The organism is Lentibacillus jeotgali (genome assembly GCF_000224785.1).
Lineage (GTDB): Bacteria > Bacillota > Bacilli > Bacillales > Amphibacillaceae > Lentibacillus > Lentibacillus jeotgali.
The window spans coordinates 49,623-65,420 of sequence record NZ_AGAV01000016.1 but is presented as its reverse complement, the minus strand read 5'-3'; the positions used below and the strand labels follow the sequence as shown (position 1 = coordinate 65,420).

The 15,798-nt window shown below is 45.0% G+C and carries 15 protein-coding genes; 1 reads left to right on the top strand and 14 read right to left on the bottom strand.

Annotation, left to right across the window (positions count from 1 at the left end; translation table 11 throughout):
* Positions 1 to 139 precede the first annotated feature (139 nt).
* From ON01_RS13580 to mreB, 5 genes are all read right to left on the bottom strand, one after another.
* On the bottom strand, positions 140 to 640 hold the full coding sequence (locus ON01_RS13580; RefSeq protein WP_010531609.1) for a competence protein ComK: 501 nt from the start codon (positions 638 to 640) through the stop codon (positions 140 to 142).
* A 210-nt stretch (positions 641 to 850) separates the two neighbouring features.
* Positions 851 to 1,171: a hypothetical protein gene (locus tag ON01_RS13575; RefSeq protein ID WP_010531608.1), complete on the bottom strand. Its 321-nt coding sequence runs from the start codon at positions 1,169 to 1,171 to the stop codon at positions 851 to 853.
* A gap of 344 nt (positions 1,172 to 1,515) precedes the next feature.
* Positions 1,516 to 1,935 carry a 3-hydroxyacyl-ACP dehydratase FabZ gene (gene fabZ, locus ON01_RS13570; RefSeq protein WP_010531607.1) on the bottom strand — a complete coding sequence of 140 codons (420 nt, stop codon included), beginning with the start codon at positions 1,933 to 1,935 and terminating at the stop codon, positions 1,516 to 1,518.
* Positions 1,936 to 2,151: 216 nt separating this feature from the next.
* Positions 2,152 to 2,526: a DNA-directed RNA polymerase subunit beta gene (locus ON01_RS13565; RefSeq protein ID WP_010531606.1), complete on the bottom strand. Its 375-nt coding sequence runs from the start codon at positions 2,524 to 2,526 to the stop codon at positions 2,152 to 2,154.
* A 345-nt stretch (positions 2,527 to 2,871) separates the two neighbouring features.
* Entirely contained in the window at positions 2,872 to 3,873 is a 1,002-nt protein-coding gene (mreB, locus tag ON01_RS13560; protein WP_010531605.1) for a rod shape-determining protein, read from the bottom strand.
* A 362-nt stretch (positions 3,874 to 4,235) separates the two neighbouring features.
* On the opposite strand from mreB, the gene ON01_RS13555 reads away from it, so the two are divergent.
* Positions 4,236 to 5,279, top strand: coding sequence for a nuclease-related domain-containing protein (locus ON01_RS13555; protein WP_010531604.1), 1,044 nt, complete (start codon positions 4,236 to 4,238; stop codon positions 5,277 to 5,279).
* 423 nt (positions 5,280 to 5,702) lie between these two features.
* Here the strand turns inward: ON01_RS13555 and spoIIID are convergent, their stop codons facing one another.
* The 9 genes from spoIIID to ON01_RS13515 form a co-directional block, all read right to left on the bottom strand.
* Complete coding sequence (gene spoIIID, locus ON01_RS13550; protein WP_010531603.1) at positions 5,703 to 5,987, bottom strand: sporulation transcriptional regulator SpoIIID; 285 nt, start codon at positions 5,985 to 5,987, stop codon at positions 5,703 to 5,705.
* A gap of 457 nt (positions 5,988 to 6,444) precedes the next feature.
* Positions 6,445 to 6,576, bottom strand: coding sequence for a hypothetical protein (locus tag ON01_RS20095; protein WP_280990988.1), 132 nt, complete (start codon positions 6,574 to 6,576; stop codon positions 6,445 to 6,447).
* A 93-nt stretch (positions 6,577 to 6,669) separates the two neighbouring features.
* Positions 6,670 to 7,707, bottom strand: a complete 1,038-nt coding sequence (locus ON01_RS13545) for an AimR family lysis-lysogeny pheromone receptor (protein ID WP_010531602.1) — start codon at positions 7,705 to 7,707, stop codon at positions 6,670 to 6,672.
* Between the two features lie 273 nt (positions 7,708 to 7,980).
* Complete coding sequence (spoIIQ, locus tag ON01_RS13540; protein WP_010531601.1) at positions 7,981 to 9,015, bottom strand: stage II sporulation protein SpoIIQ; 1,035 nt, start codon at positions 9,013 to 9,015, stop codon at positions 7,981 to 7,983.
* A 360-nt stretch (positions 9,016 to 9,375) separates the two neighbouring features.
* Positions 9,376 to 10,497 (bottom strand): stage II sporulation protein D, encoded by a 1,122-nt coding sequence (gene spoIID, locus ON01_RS13535; protein WP_010531600.1) that lies wholly within the window; start codon positions 10,495 to 10,497, stop codon positions 9,376 to 9,378.
* A gap of 144 nt (positions 10,498 to 10,641) precedes the next feature.
* Positions 10,642 to 11,661, bottom strand: coding sequence for an ABC transporter ATP-binding protein (locus ON01_RS13530; RefSeq protein ID WP_010531599.1), 1,020 nt, complete (start codon positions 11,659 to 11,661; stop codon positions 10,642 to 10,644).
* Positions 11,661 to 12,617, bottom strand: a complete 957-nt coding sequence (locus ON01_RS13525) for a C40 family peptidase (protein ID WP_010531598.1) — start codon at positions 12,615 to 12,617, stop codon at positions 11,661 to 11,663. Before ON01_RS13525 ends, ON01_RS13530 begins: the two co-directional genes overlap by 1 nt.
* Before the next feature lie 140 nt (positions 12,618 to 12,757).
* Positions 12,758 to 13,675: a S66 peptidase family protein gene (locus ON01_RS13520; RefSeq protein ID WP_010531597.1), complete on the bottom strand. Its 918-nt coding sequence runs from the start codon at positions 13,673 to 13,675 to the stop codon at positions 12,758 to 12,760.
* Between the two features lie 466 nt (positions 13,676 to 14,141).
* A complete protein-coding gene (locus ON01_RS13515) occupies positions 14,142 to 15,791 on the bottom strand; it encodes a peptide ABC transporter substrate-binding protein (protein ID WP_010531596.1) in 1,650 nt (549 codons plus the stop codon).
* Between the last annotated feature and the right edge of the window lie 7 nt (positions 15,792 to 15,798).

Below are 15,798 nucleotides of genomic sequence, written 5' to 3'. Positions count from 1 at the left end.
TTCCGATTCTATTTTACTTACATTCAGGGTAAAAACACCCCGTTGCTTACGTTACTAACCAGTCAGTCACTTTTTCATTTTACACGCTGCAGTTTTTAAAAGCAAGATAAAGAAGCACGTTTTGAGGCTGGCTTTTATTCTAAAAACGCCTGCGCCAGAATGGACCGCCGCCAAAAAAGAATGACCGGTTCAGTTTGGCAATGAGCTGGCTTGTCCGTTTATATTGCATATCAAATGTTGTTTCTGACGCATTAACGAACAATCCGGTTCCATCATGAAACGATACATATGTGCCGTTATCGCGCTGTTCAAAAGAATCGATGTGGTAAAAGGAGAACCAGACATTGTCCTTGTTCTTGGAAGCGCAGGTCGGCAGCATGTATATGCCCTTTTCAGGAATGACCGGTATCGGTACTTTACTGTTCAATTTCAGCAGACCTTTCACTGAATCACGCCGGCCTTGCAATGTTGAACCGTATAATATACACGTGTTATCGATAATTTTCTCGGGACTGAGCACAGTATTCCGCTCCTGTGACTCCTCTAAGATCCGTGAGCGGTAATAAGCAGACTCTTTCGTTAATATAGCTTTCGTATGTTCGGTAATTATGTATATTGGTGATGCAAAATCTCCCTCCATTGACTCCCCCCTTAATGCCAAATTGTGACAATTTTACGGCCTGAGACTATTGTACTACTAACCCCCGGGAATAGCTATTGAAAAATGGAAAAATTTATAAATACTTATGAGGCACTTTCTCAATTTTATTGTATGAACTGCTCATTCTGCCTGTTTATCCATAGAAAAATCCCCTCATCAGTGAGCAAGGGGATTTTAATGCCATAACTTTTAATTATTGTCTTCTTCGTCACGCGGGTTGTCGGTATTGCCGTCATTCGGGACGCCATCATTGTCCATATTATCGTTGCCGTTCATGCCATCTTGGTTTGTATCTGTTCCATCTTCATTTGTACCATTATTGTTGCCATTATCCTGCTGCGGATCATCCTGGTTATCGCCATTCATATCCGGGCTATCTTCTTCCTGATTCAGTGGAGCCTCATCTTCGTTTTCGCCCGCCGGATCTTGCTGCTCGTCATTTCCACAAGCGGCAACCAGTGACAACGCCAAGATTGGAGCACCAATCTTTATAAGCCATTTACGTTGCATCGTAATATCCCTCCTTTACAGTTCACTTTCGCCTATAGCCTAACCATTTTTTTTAATGTGATACTTATTGTTTAGAAATTATTGTGGCATGAAGAAAAAAAATTCCCCACAACTGAGGTGGAGAATCGAATGAAGTATTATTTTATCCCGCATAAAACTGGCAGTACATGCCCGATTCTGTTCAACTAACAATCAGCGGGGAAAAGCACCCCGCTGATTGAAGTTTCACTTTTCCCCGCATCTAAAGGACAATAAGCCGCCAAAGTACGGCGGCTAACTGTCCCTAAATGCCCGATTTGTTCAACTAACAATCAGCGGGGAAAAGCGCCCCGCTGATTGAAGTTTCACTTTATCGCAAAGGTGATGTCGCCTTCAGCAGCCACTTCACCCTCAACGGTTGCAACACCTTTTCCTTTGCCAACGGGGCCTTTTAAGCGAGTGATCTCAACTTCCAGTCGCAGCTGATCGCCCGGTTTTACCTGACGTTTAAACCGGCATTTTTCAAGCCCTGCGAGAAAGCCGATTTTGCCCTGATTTTCCTCGATGCCAAGCACACAAATCGCGCCGGCCTGTGCCAATGCTTCCACAATCAGCACACCTGGCATGACCGGATAGTCAGGAAAATGTCCCTGGAAAAATGGCTCGTTTGCTGTCACATTTTTTACGGCAGCTACCCGCTTGCCCTCTTCAATTTCGGTTACTTTGTCAACCAGTAAAAACGGATAGCGGTGTGGGATAGTATCTTTAATTTGGTCGATATCCATCCAATCTCTCCTTTATGATAGGCTGTTTTTAACTCGTTATTTCTTTAAAAGCAACAATCTCTCTGAAAACAGCCTGATGATATGTAAGATGCATTCATTATAACAGATGCCCGCCGTTTGCCGAAGATTTAAATAAAGAAACATGCCCGTTTTCAGCGGACATGCTTCTCAACCAACAGTCAACAGGGGAAAACGCCCCCTGATTGACGTTTCACTTTACCTTTCTTTGACTACGATATCGATAATATGCTGCCATGTTTCCCATTTTAACGCGTCAATTGGATTGCCGTCTCCAATAATGCCATAGCCAACCATTAGACCCACTAACAGGGCGATTGCCGAAAGAACGAGGACGACGATGATCCGCAGCCAAATTGGAAAAATGCGGCGGCGCGGCCTTTTGTTTTGACGTTTCTCCTGTCTCCGCTTTTTCTTTTGTTCTTTCCGCAGTGCTTTATCTGTTGACGTTTCCTGCTGCTGCTCCTGCTCTCTGCGCGTCACTGTATCCGGAGTCGTTTCCTGTTGTTGTTCTTTTTCCTGTTCTGCCGCTTGATCGCGCTGTTCTGTTTTTTCTTTCTGGTCTATAGGCATGGCTTCTTTCTCCTTACTTCTGTTGTTGCATGTGAATTCTTGATGCCGGATGTTTTCGAGTTGTATCAGAGTGCTTCCGTATCGATTTTCATGGGATTGATTTGGGGATCTCCCAAATTTGACACATCATAGCATTTATCCAATTATGTCTAGTAATCTTAGTCGAAAAGCTTCATTGATTGTCAGATTTCCGTCATTTTTATTTACATTACCACGTTAACCATCATTTTGTCCATTACGCTGAATGGTTCTTGTTATGCCATCACAGTTGACATACATCACACTTTCCGAGCTTTCCGCTGAAGGACAAGATAGCCTCGTGTATGTCAACCGCACGCTCTTAGATCAAATAATCTTTTTCCGTTCAACTTTACCAATGTTTTCTAGCATGATACCTGTCCCTTTGGCAACACAGTCCATCGGGTCTTCAGACAGGAGGACAGGGACTTTCAGCTCGTCAGCGAGAAGCTGATCGATTCCGTGCGTCAATGCACCGCCTCCAGTAAGAATCACACCGCGATCGATGATATCAGCCGACAATTCAGGCGGGGTCTTCTCCAGCACCTGTTTCGCCGCGTGGACAATAATCGAAGCCGGCTCCCGAAGTGCTTTTTCAATTTCCTCTGAGCGAACCGTTATGGTACGCGGCAAACCAGTCATCATATCACGGCCGCGAATTTCCATTTCCTCATTGCGTGAACCTTCCCAGACGGTGGCCACATTAATTTTAATATCCTCAGCTGTCCGTTCGCCGATCAACAGTTTGTATTCCTTTTTGATGTATTGAAGAATTTCCGCATCAAATTTGTCGCCGGCCATTTTCACGGTTTCAGCCGTTACGATGTTCCCCATCGACAGTACCGCCGCATCCGTTGTGCCACCGCCGATGTCCACGATCATGTTCCCGCTCGGCTGATAAATCTCCATACCAGCGCCGACTGCAGCCACTTTGGGCTCTTCCTCCAGATAAACTTTTTTGCCGCCGGATTTCTCAGCCGCTTCCTTGATCGCCTTTTGCTCAACCTTGGTAATATTTGTCGGACAGCAAATCAGCATTGTCGGTTTGGAAAAAAATCCTTTAACATTAATTTTATCAATAAAATGCCGCAGCATCGCTTCAGTCATATCAAAATCGGCAATCACACCGTCTTTTAATGGACGAATCGCATCGATATTACCAGGCGTCCGTCCAACCATGCGGCGCGCCGCTTCCCCGACCTCAAGCACACGGCCGGTATTTTTATCGATCGCCACAACGGAGGGTTCATTCAAAACAATCCCTTTTCCTTTCAAGTGGATCAACACATTGGCAGTTCCCAGGTCAATCCCGATATCCCTCGAAAACATTCATTTAATCCTCCCTAGCTATCAAATACTTTAGTCGTATCCATATGTAAACACATTATCGCTAATATTATATTTTACCACAAAACATAATATATAACTTCTATTTGAATAAAAAAGCTCAGGAAAAATTCACTATGCGGCGAACGCTCTTGGTGTTGAAGTGATGGGGATCAGGGTGGTGTTTATGACTTCGTGCCATGTCCTCGTTTTTGCGCTCGAGAGCATGTTTGCGATCTTGCGCTCATGCCCACCTGTGAACTTTAAAGTTTTTTAAAAATATGATTGTATTTTAGAAGGAATTTGTAGGTGTATGTCGAATACTAATCCTGAGAATTCAAAATTTAATAAGGAGTGATGATTATTTGTTCCCGACAATAGTATTGCAGCGAAAGAAACCGCACGAGCTGCTGGCTTATGAAGCGCTCTTTAGATGTATTTTGGAGAAATACCGGCAGCACGAAGCCATCGTTTCGGAATACAAACGGGCAAAGGCAGGCTATGACGGCGAGAAAAATGTTGACTACAAGCTTTCCACTTATCCGCACAAAGATTTCTTCGTTTTTCAAGGCATCCGGTTGGAAAACCCTCCATTCAATTTTCAAATGGATACACTTATCCTGACAAACAAAGTGATTTACATTCTCGAAACCAAAAACCAGAAAGGAACATTTAAATATAATTCCGAGCAGCGGCAATTAACGCAGGTCGTAAACGGAGAGGTGACATCCTACAAAGATCCCATTTTACAGGCCGAGGCGCAAAAAACACATTTGCGGGCATGGCTTGCGCGGCATGGCGTTTTCAATATCCCGATTGAGACCCTCGTTGTCGTTGCGTATCCTACAACCATCATTGAAAATGTCACACAAGATCCAGATGCTTATAAGAAGATTATTCATAACGAAAGCCTCCATCAGCACCTTGACAGGTTAAACGACAGCTACACAACGAACATCCTCACCAATGCAGATATCAAAAAATTATGCAGTACCATATTAAGGGAAAATGTACCGCTCAGGACTAGCATCATACAACAACACAACATTAACGAACAACATCTGATAAAAGGCGTTCCTTGTGAAAAGTGCTATAAATATCCGATGAAACGTCTGTACAAAAGATGGCAATGTCCATACTGTTCTGCTATTAGTTACAACGCCCACGAACGTTTTATCCTTGACTATTTTCTCCTCCATGGCACCACGATCACTAATAAACAGTGCCGTGAACTTTTACAGGTTGCTTCTCCCAAAACAGCGTACGTCATAATGAATTCGATGAATCTAAGAAAGACCGGAAACACCAGCGCCAGGGTGTACTTCTCACCTCCAATTAATGACTTCCCGCAAAATTCCATCATCCCAGTTAGATTTAAAAACGATTTTGCAAAACAAAGGCTGGATTAGTTACTGATCTCACCTCGAGAAGAAGATATTCGTTTCGAGCTGAAGTTTCTGCTCTCGGGCTGAAATTTTCTCGCTCGGGATGAAGTTTCCGATCTCGAGCTGAAGTTTCTCCGCTCGGGATGAAGTTTCCTCGCTCGAGCTGAAGTTTCCTCGCTCGGGATGAAGTTTCCTCGCTCGAGCTGAAGTTTCTCCACTCGGGATGAAGTTTCCTCGCTCGAGCTGAAGTTTCTGCTCTCGAGCTGAACAGCTCGATCTCGCGCTGAAGTTCACGCATCAGAGAAAAACTCTCTATAACTGCATCCACCCCAAAAACCCGGCCGCATCTGGGCCGGGTTTTCTGACAATCGGCTGCACCTCCTCCTGATGTATGGATAGCGGTGCTGTGGTGTTACCACCTCCTTTAGTGGCAATGAATGACTTACATCATCCTACTGGCTTGAAGGTGGAGTTTTCTGTCCTATTGTCGTCCCTGTATTTGTTACGGGTTGCTTCGCCTCCACGGAGATGGCGGATTGATTTGTGGTAGGTGAGTACATCTTTGACCTGATTATAGAGTTCGGGATTTATTTCCGGCAAGCGTTCTGTTAAATCTTTGTGGACTGTGCTTTTGGAGACACCAAATTCTTTAGCGATCAATCGGACAGTTTTCTTCGTCTCCACAACATATTTGCCTATCCTGATTGTCCTTTCTTTGATGTAATCGTGCACACCGTTCGCCTCCCTAAGTTGGATATTTCCGAGGTGTGGTTTGAGACAAGGTGATACATGTTACACTGTTCACTTATCTTCTGGACAATTCTTGTGTGCAGCTCTGGCTGTATTTTATTTATTGGATCAACTGAAGAAAAACCCCTTCGCATATGACATTTGTATGTATTAGATGAAAATTCGGATGGCTGGATGGAAAGCTACACAAGCTCTCACCTCAGACTTTTCTGAATGCTTGGTTTGTAATATTTTATTAACGTTTAGGGAGGATTATGATTAAAATTGCATGTTAGGTGAAATGGGGACAAGAAATATTGTTCTCTCAATCGGTAGGTTATTAAAAAAGAAAATAGGGCAGTGGCTTTGGCTGCTGAATTTTCAGCTTATGTCACGCTTAAGTCCTTTTCGGTCCTGTCTCTGCTCTCATAAATTCTAATTCAAAAAATGTAGCCGGAAATTAATCCACGTCGCCTAAGTCTGGGTCATAATTTACTGTAGGCCCATCGCCTGCTGTACCTGCCGCATCAATTGGCACAATGCCGAACAGCAATACAGTAAAGAGACCTAATGAAACAATTAGTTTTCTCATGGTCTTCCTCCTCTCATGAATATATACTGGCAGCCACGCCCTATTTCCAATTACAGCGGTTAACAAGACGGATGAGTGCCACCCGCAGCGGCACTATCCGGTCATTTTCCGGAGCGCATTCAGCGGCAGCCGGCTGAAGAAGTAGTCGCTCCGTTTTTCAATAAAATCATTGTATGACTGCAGGAGAATCCTTTCATCCTGCTTGGCCATGCCCAGGTAGTACAGTTTGAATGGGCTGTTGATTTCAATCTCGCTCAGAAGGGCCTCTGCTTTGGCATAGTTCCCTTTGGCTATCTCGATATGGGCTTGTTCACTTATGTCGGTTGATGTAATGCCTTCTAATTGGTTGAAGTGTGCGGATAAAAACGGAATGTTCCGTTGTTCGATGTTCTCGACTTCTGTCTGGAGGTTTTCTTTCTTTGCAAGTTTCAGTGCTTCGGTCAGATGATAGATGCCTTGCAAATAGGTGTCGTGCATATACGATAATCCAAGACGGATATGCAAGCTGATTTTTGTTATCGGGCTTGTTGCTTCCTTTAGAGCGCGAAACGCATACTTGCGGGCAATAATGGCTTCATTTCGGACGAGATAGTACACGAATAAGTTCTGATCCAGCCGGTTATGGAAAAATGCCAGCATAAAGCAGTCAGTCACTTTTTCGAATAGCTGCTGCTGTTTTTCAAGGATATTGCCTAACATCCCGTATTCATGTCTGCTAAAGTAAACTGCCAGCTTGATGAATTCGATCAGACATTTCAACTCGGTCTCATCCGTCCGAAACTTACTGGCTTTTCGTAAAACGTCATTTGCCGGGTATCGCCTTTGCTTGCGATCCAGAGTCAGCTGATAAACTTCAGCCCATTTGCGATTGGAGGGAGATTCCGATGATCTGTTTTTGGTGATCAGCCGCTGCAGGTCGTCATAATAGCCATACATATATAAAAATTCCATGCCTTTTTTTCTGATTTCCTCGGAGGTCGTTTCATGGCAAAATTTTCGCATTAGCTGATGGACAGCATGCTCATCGTAATCCTGCCGCAATATCAGTAAAATTTGTTCTATTTTCAGCTCGTCGTCAGTGGACAAGGCTGCGATCGAATCAGGCATCAAATTAAACCTAAAGCCGGACATGAATACACCTCCTTATCAAAATTGGCATGGGTCACCTGTATAAAATAATTTTAGTAAAAATTCTATATATCTATATAATACCACAAGATTCGCCAAATAATAGCAATTTCCTTCGACAAATTTCGCATTAATGATAGAATTGTCCTTAAAAATCAGAAACCTTAGTTACCAAAAAATAACCCCAGTTGAATGCCAACTAGGGTTATTGCATAATAGATGAAACGTATTGTCATGTGGGAGACGAAGCAAATATATTTTCATCTCCCGCATCGCTCACTCATTGCCTGGTTGTGATACATCATTTGAAGCGTCATCCTGATTGCTGTCTTTACTTCCGTCAGATTCCGAGTTGCTGTTTTCTGACGAGTCAGATTCAGCATTGTCATTGTTAGATGAGCCGGATTCGCTTTCTTCTGCACCTTCAGAGTCTGCACCTTCCTCTTCAGATCCCTCAGAGTCAGTGTTTTCCTCCTGAGAGCCCTCAGAGTCTGGGCTTTCCTCTTGTGCACCATCGGAGTTGGATTCAGTATTTTCCTCTTCTGTTGCTTCAGATTGCTCACTCTCGTGCTCGCTTCCATCAGACGCCGCATTTTCGCCATCCGCTTTCTCTTCCTCAGTTGATACTTCATCAAGCGCGCTTAAAGGCTGATTAAAGAAGTCTTCTGGATTAACGTCTTCTCCATCTTTTCTGATTTCGAAATGGAGATGTGTCCCGTTGTCTTTACCGAATAGGTTTTCTCCAGCGGTTCCAATCGTATCTCCCTGATTGATTTCCTGATCAGCAGAAACCTCAACGTCTCCAAGGCTGGCATAATGCGTTGTGACACCATTAGCGTGTTTCAGTGTTACGACATTTCCCAGCATCGGATCTTCCTTGACTTCGCTTACTGTTCCACTCAATGACGCCAACACATCAAATGTTTCACCGTCAGCAGATGCAATATCAATGCCTGTGCTTTGATAGTAGCGGTCGTTGAATACGACGATTGCATTCTCCTGAGCTTCCTGGTCTGCGTTGTAGTCATAGTATTTAGTTACGATTTCTGCTTGATCCATGCTTTCGACGGGCGTTTGAATGACTTCCTGCTGATCCATGACCGGCTGTGCCTCTTCATCATGTTCGACTGGTGCGTATTCTTCTGTATTTTCTTCCTGGCTTTGGTCAATCTGGTTGCCTAGATTCTGGTACCATACCACCAGTGATAGAAGAAGTGCAGCTACTGTTAGATAGACTGCCGGAAAGAACCATTTTTTCCGGAAAATTCGACTCCATTTATTTTTTGGAGTGCCGTTGTTTTCTTCTTTCATGTCTCATCACCTCAACAACCATTCTGAGCAGAAAAATGGGAAACTATACATTTTAATCAAAAAAATTCCCGGTTTCGTGCATTTTTTCGGAAATCCGGGATAAAGTAAGGGGTTAATATGGTTGTTGATGGTGACGTTGACAGATTTTAAGATGGGGGATTTTGAGTAATTGGCACTTCAATCAGTGGGAGTTTTCTTTATCCCCCACTGATTGTTAGTTGACCAGAATCGGGCATTTACTGGCAGTTGCCCCCTACTTATCGTCTTTGTTTTCACCTCATCTCCGTAAAGTGGGGTCTTACTGACAGTTAGATGCGGAATAAGAATACCCGGGGCTTCCCGGGCATGATTTTGAACGATTTATTTCACGACTAATTTCGGTGCGGTGTCGGATACGGTGCTGATTTCGACTCCCTGATAATAATGCTTCACAATTTCCTTATATGTTTTTCCATCCTGCGCCATGCCGTTTGCACCGAACTGACTCATACCGATACCGTGACCGAACCCTTTTGTTGTGAAAATCAGATGGCCATTGTTTTTCTCGATGGAAAAGTCACTTGATCTTAATCCCAGCTCTTCGCGAACTTTCCGCCCTGAATAGGAATTATCGCCAATCTTGAGCTGATCGACACGCTGGCCTTCCGTCCTGGTGATTTCCATTGACAGTTGATCAAGCGACGGTAGATCCGCGCCGAGTGCGTCTTCCATTTCTTTTACCGTCAGCACTTTTTGATCCATGAATTTTTGTGTATTTTTATCCCACGGGCTTTCCACACTGCGCAAATACGGGACTTTATTTTCCCAGTAATCCTCCGAGTTCTCCGTATAGCCATTGCTGGTGGAAAAATAGGCGGCTGTAATGGGATTATTGTCATAAGTTAAAATTTCACCTTGAGTGGCTGCGACCGCTTTTTTGATTTTGGTCATTTCTTCATCGTAGTTGCTTCCCATTGTCTTTTTGAGTTCCTGTTCATTATGGTATACTTGATCACTTGTTGTGTCCGTCACATCAGGCTGATCTGAATTGTTTTGATGGAGCATGCGGTTGACGATAAACGTTCGTGCGGCGAGGGATTGCGCCTTTAGGGCTTCCATTTCAAATTCGGCCGGCGTTTCCGAGGCAACCACACGGGAAACATACGTCTCAAGCGGTACTCTTTCAACCTGTTCGGAGTTCGCCCGCATGACTTCGACTGCAAACGGGGAATCACCCATCGCAATCTCCACATCCTCACCGCTTTTTTCAACGGCTTCTTCCTGGTCGCCCGAGCTGGACATGAACGGCACAACGATTAATGTCGGAACCACCAAAATGAGCGTCATCATGCAAGACAAAAACAATATGGTGGATGCTTTCCATGATGCCGGAGACTTGTTGAGTGACACCGGGTTTTTATTTTTTTGCAGCAGCTGCAGGGATTGTGCCTGGCGTTTTTTCCGCTTTTTCCTGATTTGTGCTATGATGTTGTTTTTTCTCATGTACTGCCTCCTTAACCTGATAAAATTAATTGGTACAGCCTCTAGTATTCCTACTATTAAATTTATACAGTTGAGGAAAACAATAGAACCAGAGATTATGAAAAACAATCCTGCAGTCACACAAATTCGAAATAAGCCTGTGCGTTATGACCGCACAGGCTTATGATTGATTGTTATGTCCGGTTGATCCGCTTCATTTAACGTTTCATCATACAAGTGGCATGCAACATAGTGGTCTTTTTCCACCTCAAGCCACCCGGGTCTTTTCTCGGCACAAACATCCATCGCAAACGGACAGCGGGTGCGGAATACACAGCCGCTCGGCGGATCGATCGGACTTGGTAGCTCGCCTTCCAGGATAATCCGCTCTCGTGTATCCTCGATATCGGGATCTGGAATCGGGATGGCCGACAGTAGTGCCTGTGTATACGGATGGAGCGGGTTTTCATAAAGTGAATCACTCGAGGTCAGTTCCACCAGATTGCCTAAATACATCACACCGATCCGGTCAGAAATCTGTTTGACCATTGATAAATCATGGGCAATAAATAAAAAGGTCAAGCCTTTTTCCTCTTGAAGATTTTTTAATAGATTTACAACCTGTGCCTGGACGGATACATCTAATGCGGAAATCGGCTCATCGGCAATGATAAAATCCGGATCGAGCGCAAGCGCCCGCGCAATACCAATCCGCTGCCGCTGTCCGCCACTGAATTCATGGGGATAACGGTTGGCATGGTCACGGTTCAGCCCAACCTCTTCCAGCAGCTGTATCACCCTGTCCAATTGTTCCTTTTTATTTGGATAAAGCCGATGGACGTCCATCGGCTCGGAGATGACTTCCTTAACCGTCGAACGCGGGTTCAATGACGCATATGGGTCCTGGAAAATCATTTGCATCTGCCGGTAAAAATTGAACGTTTCTTTATCGTCCAGTTCGTGCACATTTTGATCATCATAAAAAACATCACCTGATGTCTTGTCATAGAGGCCCATAATCGTGCGGCCGACAGTTGTTTTGCCGCAGCCAGACTCCCCGACGAGGCCGAATGTTTCCCCTTTATTGATATGAAACGTTACATCATTGACAGCCTGCAGTACTTGCCCTTTTCGCATATTGAAATGTTTGGTCAGGTTGCTTAGCTGTAATATTTTCTCCGCCATTATGATTGCTCCTCTGCTTCTTGCCAGTATCTCGTTACAGCACAAAGCTCACTTTCATATTTTGTGCCTTTCAGTTCAATCAGCTCAATACCGCGTCCGGTTTGCGGCGAGTGCAGCATGTTGCCTTTACCATAGTAAAATCCGACATGATGTAATTTGCCTTTTCCTTCTTCATAGGCAAAAAACAGCAGATCACCCGGCTCCATCTGGTCATATGGAATGCTTTGCCCGGAGTTCGCCTGATCGCCGGCATCGCGCGGGATCTGATAGCCATTTGCTTTATGCATGGCATAGGTAAAGCCTGAGCAGTCATAGCCGAACGAACTCATGCCGCCCCAGAAATAATCCAGACCGACGTACGCCTCACCAGCCTTTAACAACTCAGTGCCCGGCTGCTTTTTCAAACCTTGATCGGAGCGAAAAATCGTTACATCATTTTTCTGTAAATAATTATAGCCATGAGGTGTGTTCACTTTAACACGGCTACCCGCTTTCGTTTCAACCGGCAAAATCGTCATATAACTGAGTTTCATGATGCTTTCGCCCTCCTCACCCTCCAGCCAGGCATGCGGTGAGATGACGGCAGCTGATTCCCCGCGTTGCCAGTCCTGCTTATTCACCTGTTTCAGCTGGTCGAGTGGCATCCAGCCGGGGTACCCGCGCTCATCTTTTACCGAGACCTGTGTCGGGATGACAACATGCGCCCAGTCACCCTTTGTTTCGGTAACGGTGACCGCTTCTCCATATAATGTTTGGGTCTGAATACGATTTTCATCGGACAGCGCGACAGTTGATTCATAATCGAGACTGCTAACCCAGCCGTCGATGTCAGTCGGATGACTGAGCCCATGTTCATCAATTGTCCGTGGCGACGCTGGCGACGTCCATATTGTTGCGACCTGAACTGCTGTCACCCAAACTTCTGCAGTATATGGACCAAACGTTTGTTTAACCATCAGATACACCCCCTCTTAATGCTTATCAAGCTGATTAGTGCTATCTTTGTAAAACTTATCCCCAAACCTCGCCTCAATATTTGAGGGGGGATCAGGAAAAATATCCACAATAACAGCTCGCCCTATAGGATTCTGTTCAGCTATCGCACGCCTGCTTCGACTGTCAGTGTTTTATCCGCTGTGTTTATGACGGCTGTTTCTCCCAATGGTACGGAAAAATGCGGGAAGCAGTGACCGATTTTAAATCCGGACATAACCGGACACGACAGACCGGAAAAATAATCATAAAAGACCTGCTCCAGGGAAAGTGATGATTTCCCTTCCGGCGGATCCGCTTCAGCAAAATCCCCGATCACGATTCCTGCTGCCGCATTCAATTTGCCGGCGAGCTTAAGCTGATTGAGCATGGAATCGACGCGGTACGGCTCCTCCCCGATATCCTCAATCAAAAGCAATTTTCCGTATGTCTCGATTTCGTATGGTGTGCCCATTGAACTGATTAAGAGTGACAGATTTCCACCGACAAGCTCCCCGTTTGCTTTTCCCGGTACGATGACATTCAGCAGCGAAATATGTTCTGAATAGTACAATGTGACAGGTTCGAACAGCTGCTGAAACATGCTTGCAGACAGTCTATCAAAATCACTATCCGCTATATCCGAAGCCGGCATCGGGCCATGGAACGTCGTCAGTCCGGTTCTTTGGCGGATGGCTGTATGCAGATAAGTGATATCGCTGTAGCCCCATATTATTTTGGGATTCTGCCGTACGAGCTGATAATCTATATCATCAGCGATGCGTGCCGTCCCATAGCCGCCGCGGGCAAAAAAGACCGCTTTGATTGAGTCGTCTGCCATCATCTGATGGAAATCAAAAAGCCGCTCTGCATCAGTTCCGGCTAAATAGCCGTGCTTTAGGCCAAGTGTCCTGCCGAGCTTGACACGTAGTCCCAAGTGTTCAAAAAATGGGATTGTTTCTTTCACACGTTTTACCTCAGCAGGGCTGGCCGGTGCTGTTATGCCAATTGTATCACCTTTTGTTAAACGCTTTGGTTTCATTCTGATCCATTCCTTTGAATACGCCCTATTATGTATAGAAGTGAAAGAAGAGGGCGGGACAAAAGTGCTTTGATGAAAAAGAAAATCCAAACTAAATAGAAAATATGATTGGTGATATAACCCGCTTCGGAAATATACTTCGCTTTCCGCGGGCGGCTGGTGAGCCTCCTCGCGCTTCGCACTCCGGGGTCTCACCTATGCCTCTTCTCCCGCAGGAGTCTACGTATATTTCCTACGCTAAGGCAGTATATTGTTCGTCTTTAGAGTTGGTTGTTTTAATTATGTCCCAGCCCGTTTAGCACTTCAGATTGGGTTGCACGGATTATTGCCGTGCTCGCGCGAATTTGGGCCTTTGTCGCGCGATTTCCCGCTATTTCCGCGCGATTCAGTGGCGTTCCCGCGCGATTAGCCGTCTTAACAAAATTGACAAAGAGAAGATTTCGGCAACTGCCGAAATCAGCTCTTTTTACTGCTGGATATCTGCCCATTTCAGCTCGAGGTAGCCGACCGGGTGGCGGACAATATCTTTTACGTCATCTTTGTAAATATAAACCTGGTTGTAATAATGAATTGGGAAAATCGGCATTTCCTCCGCCAGTATCTTTTCCGCTTCATACATCATTTCCCAGCGTTTTTCTTCATCCGTTTCCTGTTTCGCCTGTGAAATCAGATTATCATATGCTTCATTTGACCAGCCTGTGCGATTCATTGAAGAATCTGTAACAAAGCTTTCCAGGAAGTTAATCGGATCACCATAGTCAAAGATGAAAGAGCTTCTGGAGAACTGCAGATTCAGTGACTTTTGGTCTTCCAAGAAGACGTTCCACTCCGTATTGGCCAATTCAACATCCACGCCAAGATTTTCACTGAACATATTTTGCATCGTTTCTGCAATAGCTTTATGCTGTTCATCCGTATTGTATGTCAATGTGACCGGCGGCAGTTCATCATAGCCTTCCTCTTCCATGCCTTCTTCCAGCAACTGTTTTGCCCGCTCCGGATCGAAGTTTACCAAGTCACCGTTCACATCACGGAAATCCTCTCCCGATGGGGTGGTGAAGCCTGGTGATACAAATGCCTTGGCTGCTTTCTCTTTGTTTTTGGTAACATAATTAACGATATCTTCCTGGTTGATGGCCAAAGCGAATGCTTTCCGGATTTTTTTGTTCTGGAATGGTTCCTGTGTCACATTAAATCGGTAGAAATAAAGTCCTGCTTGTTCTTCAATGACAACATTATCCCCGTCAATCAGCTGATCAGCCATATCGGACGGAATCTCGGTTACATCCAGTTCATCGCTTTCAAACATCTGATACTCGGTATTGACATCGTTAACCATTGCCCAGTGAACTTTATCAAGACTTACGGTGTCGCTGTCCCAGTATTCTTCGTTCTTGGCAAACACCATTTCCTTATCGTGTGTCCATGATTCCAGCTTGAATGGACCATTTGCAACAAATGAATCTGCCTCTGCATACCATTCCGGATTTTCTTCAGCAACTTCCTTATTAACCGGGAAGAATGCCGGATTGGACACGACATGCAGGAAATAATTTGTTGGCGAGGTCAATGTAACTTCAAACGTCTTTTCATCGACAGCTTGAACTGCTACATCATCCACTGAACCATTGCCTGAGTTGTACGCTTCCCCGCCTTCAATAAAATAACCGAGAAATGCTGCAGACGAACCCGTTTCAGGATTCAGCAGCTGTTTCCATGCATACACAAAGTCTTCAGCCGTTACCGGATCACCATTGGACCAGTTGGCGTCTTCCCGAAGTTTGAAGGTGTAAGTTTTTCCATCATCGGATACTTCCCAATCCTCTGCCATCGCAGGCTGCGGCATGTCATCCTTGCCAAGTCGCGTCAACCCTTCCATCAGGTTATTCAGCACATTCCATGAAACAGAGTCAAAGCCGACCGGCGGATTCAATGACGTTGGCTCTTCGCCATTATTCATGCGCAATACTTTTTCACCGCCATTTTCTTCCGTTGCTTCCGCCTCTGAGTCTGAATTTTCCCCCTCGCTGCCTTCATTGCCAGTTGATGTCGTACATGCCGCCAGCACTAGCATGAAGGCTGTAAACATGATCAGCCATAAGCTTTTTTTCTTCATGTTCGTT

Coding starts and splice junctions, on each gene's coding strand:
- ON01_RS13580 (WP_010531609.1), bottom strand. CDS start 640: ATGGAGGGAGATTTTGCATCACCAATATACATAATTACCGAACATACG.
- ON01_RS13575 (WP_010531608.1), bottom strand. CDS start 1,171: ATGCAACGTAAATGGCTTATAAAGATTGGTGCTCCAATCTTGGCGTTG.
- fabZ (WP_010531607.1), bottom strand. CDS start 1,935: ATGGATATCGACCAAATTAAAGATACTATCCCACACCGCTATCCGTTT.
- ON01_RS13565 (WP_010531606.1), bottom strand. CDS start 2,526: ATGCCTATAGACCAGAAAGAAAAAACAGAACAGCGCGATCAAGCGGCA.
- mreB (WP_010531605.1), bottom strand. CDS start 3,873: ATGTTTTCGAGGGATATCGGGATTGACCTGGGAACTGCCAATGTGTTG.
- ON01_RS20095 (WP_280990988.1), bottom strand. CDS start 6,576: ATGAGAAAACTAATTGTTTCATTAGGTCTCTTTACTGTATTGCTGTTC.
- ON01_RS13545 (WP_010531602.1), bottom strand. CDS start 7,707: ATGTCCGGCTTTAGGTTTAATTTGATGCCTGATTCGATCGCAGCCTTG.
- spoIIQ (WP_010531601.1), bottom strand. CDS start 9,015: ATGAAAGAAGAAAACAACGGCACTCCAAAAAATAAATGGAGTCGAATT.
- spoIID (WP_010531600.1), bottom strand. CDS start 10,497: ATGAGAAAAAACAACATCATAGCACAAATCAGGAAAAAGCGGAAAAAA.
- ON01_RS13530 (WP_010531599.1), bottom strand. CDS start 11,661: ATGGCGGAGAAAATATTACAGCTAAGCAACCTGACCAAACATTTCAAT.
- ON01_RS13525 (WP_010531598.1), bottom strand. CDS start 12,617: ATGGTTAAACAAACGTTTGGTCCATATACTGCAGAAGTTTGGGTGACA.
- ON01_RS13520 (WP_010531597.1), bottom strand. CDS start 13,675: ATGAAACCAAAGCGTTTAACAAAAGGTGATACAATTGGCATAACAGCA.
- ON01_RS13515 (WP_010531596.1), bottom strand. CDS start 15,791: ATGAAGAAAAAAAGCTTATGGCTGATCATGTTTACAGCCTTCATGCTA.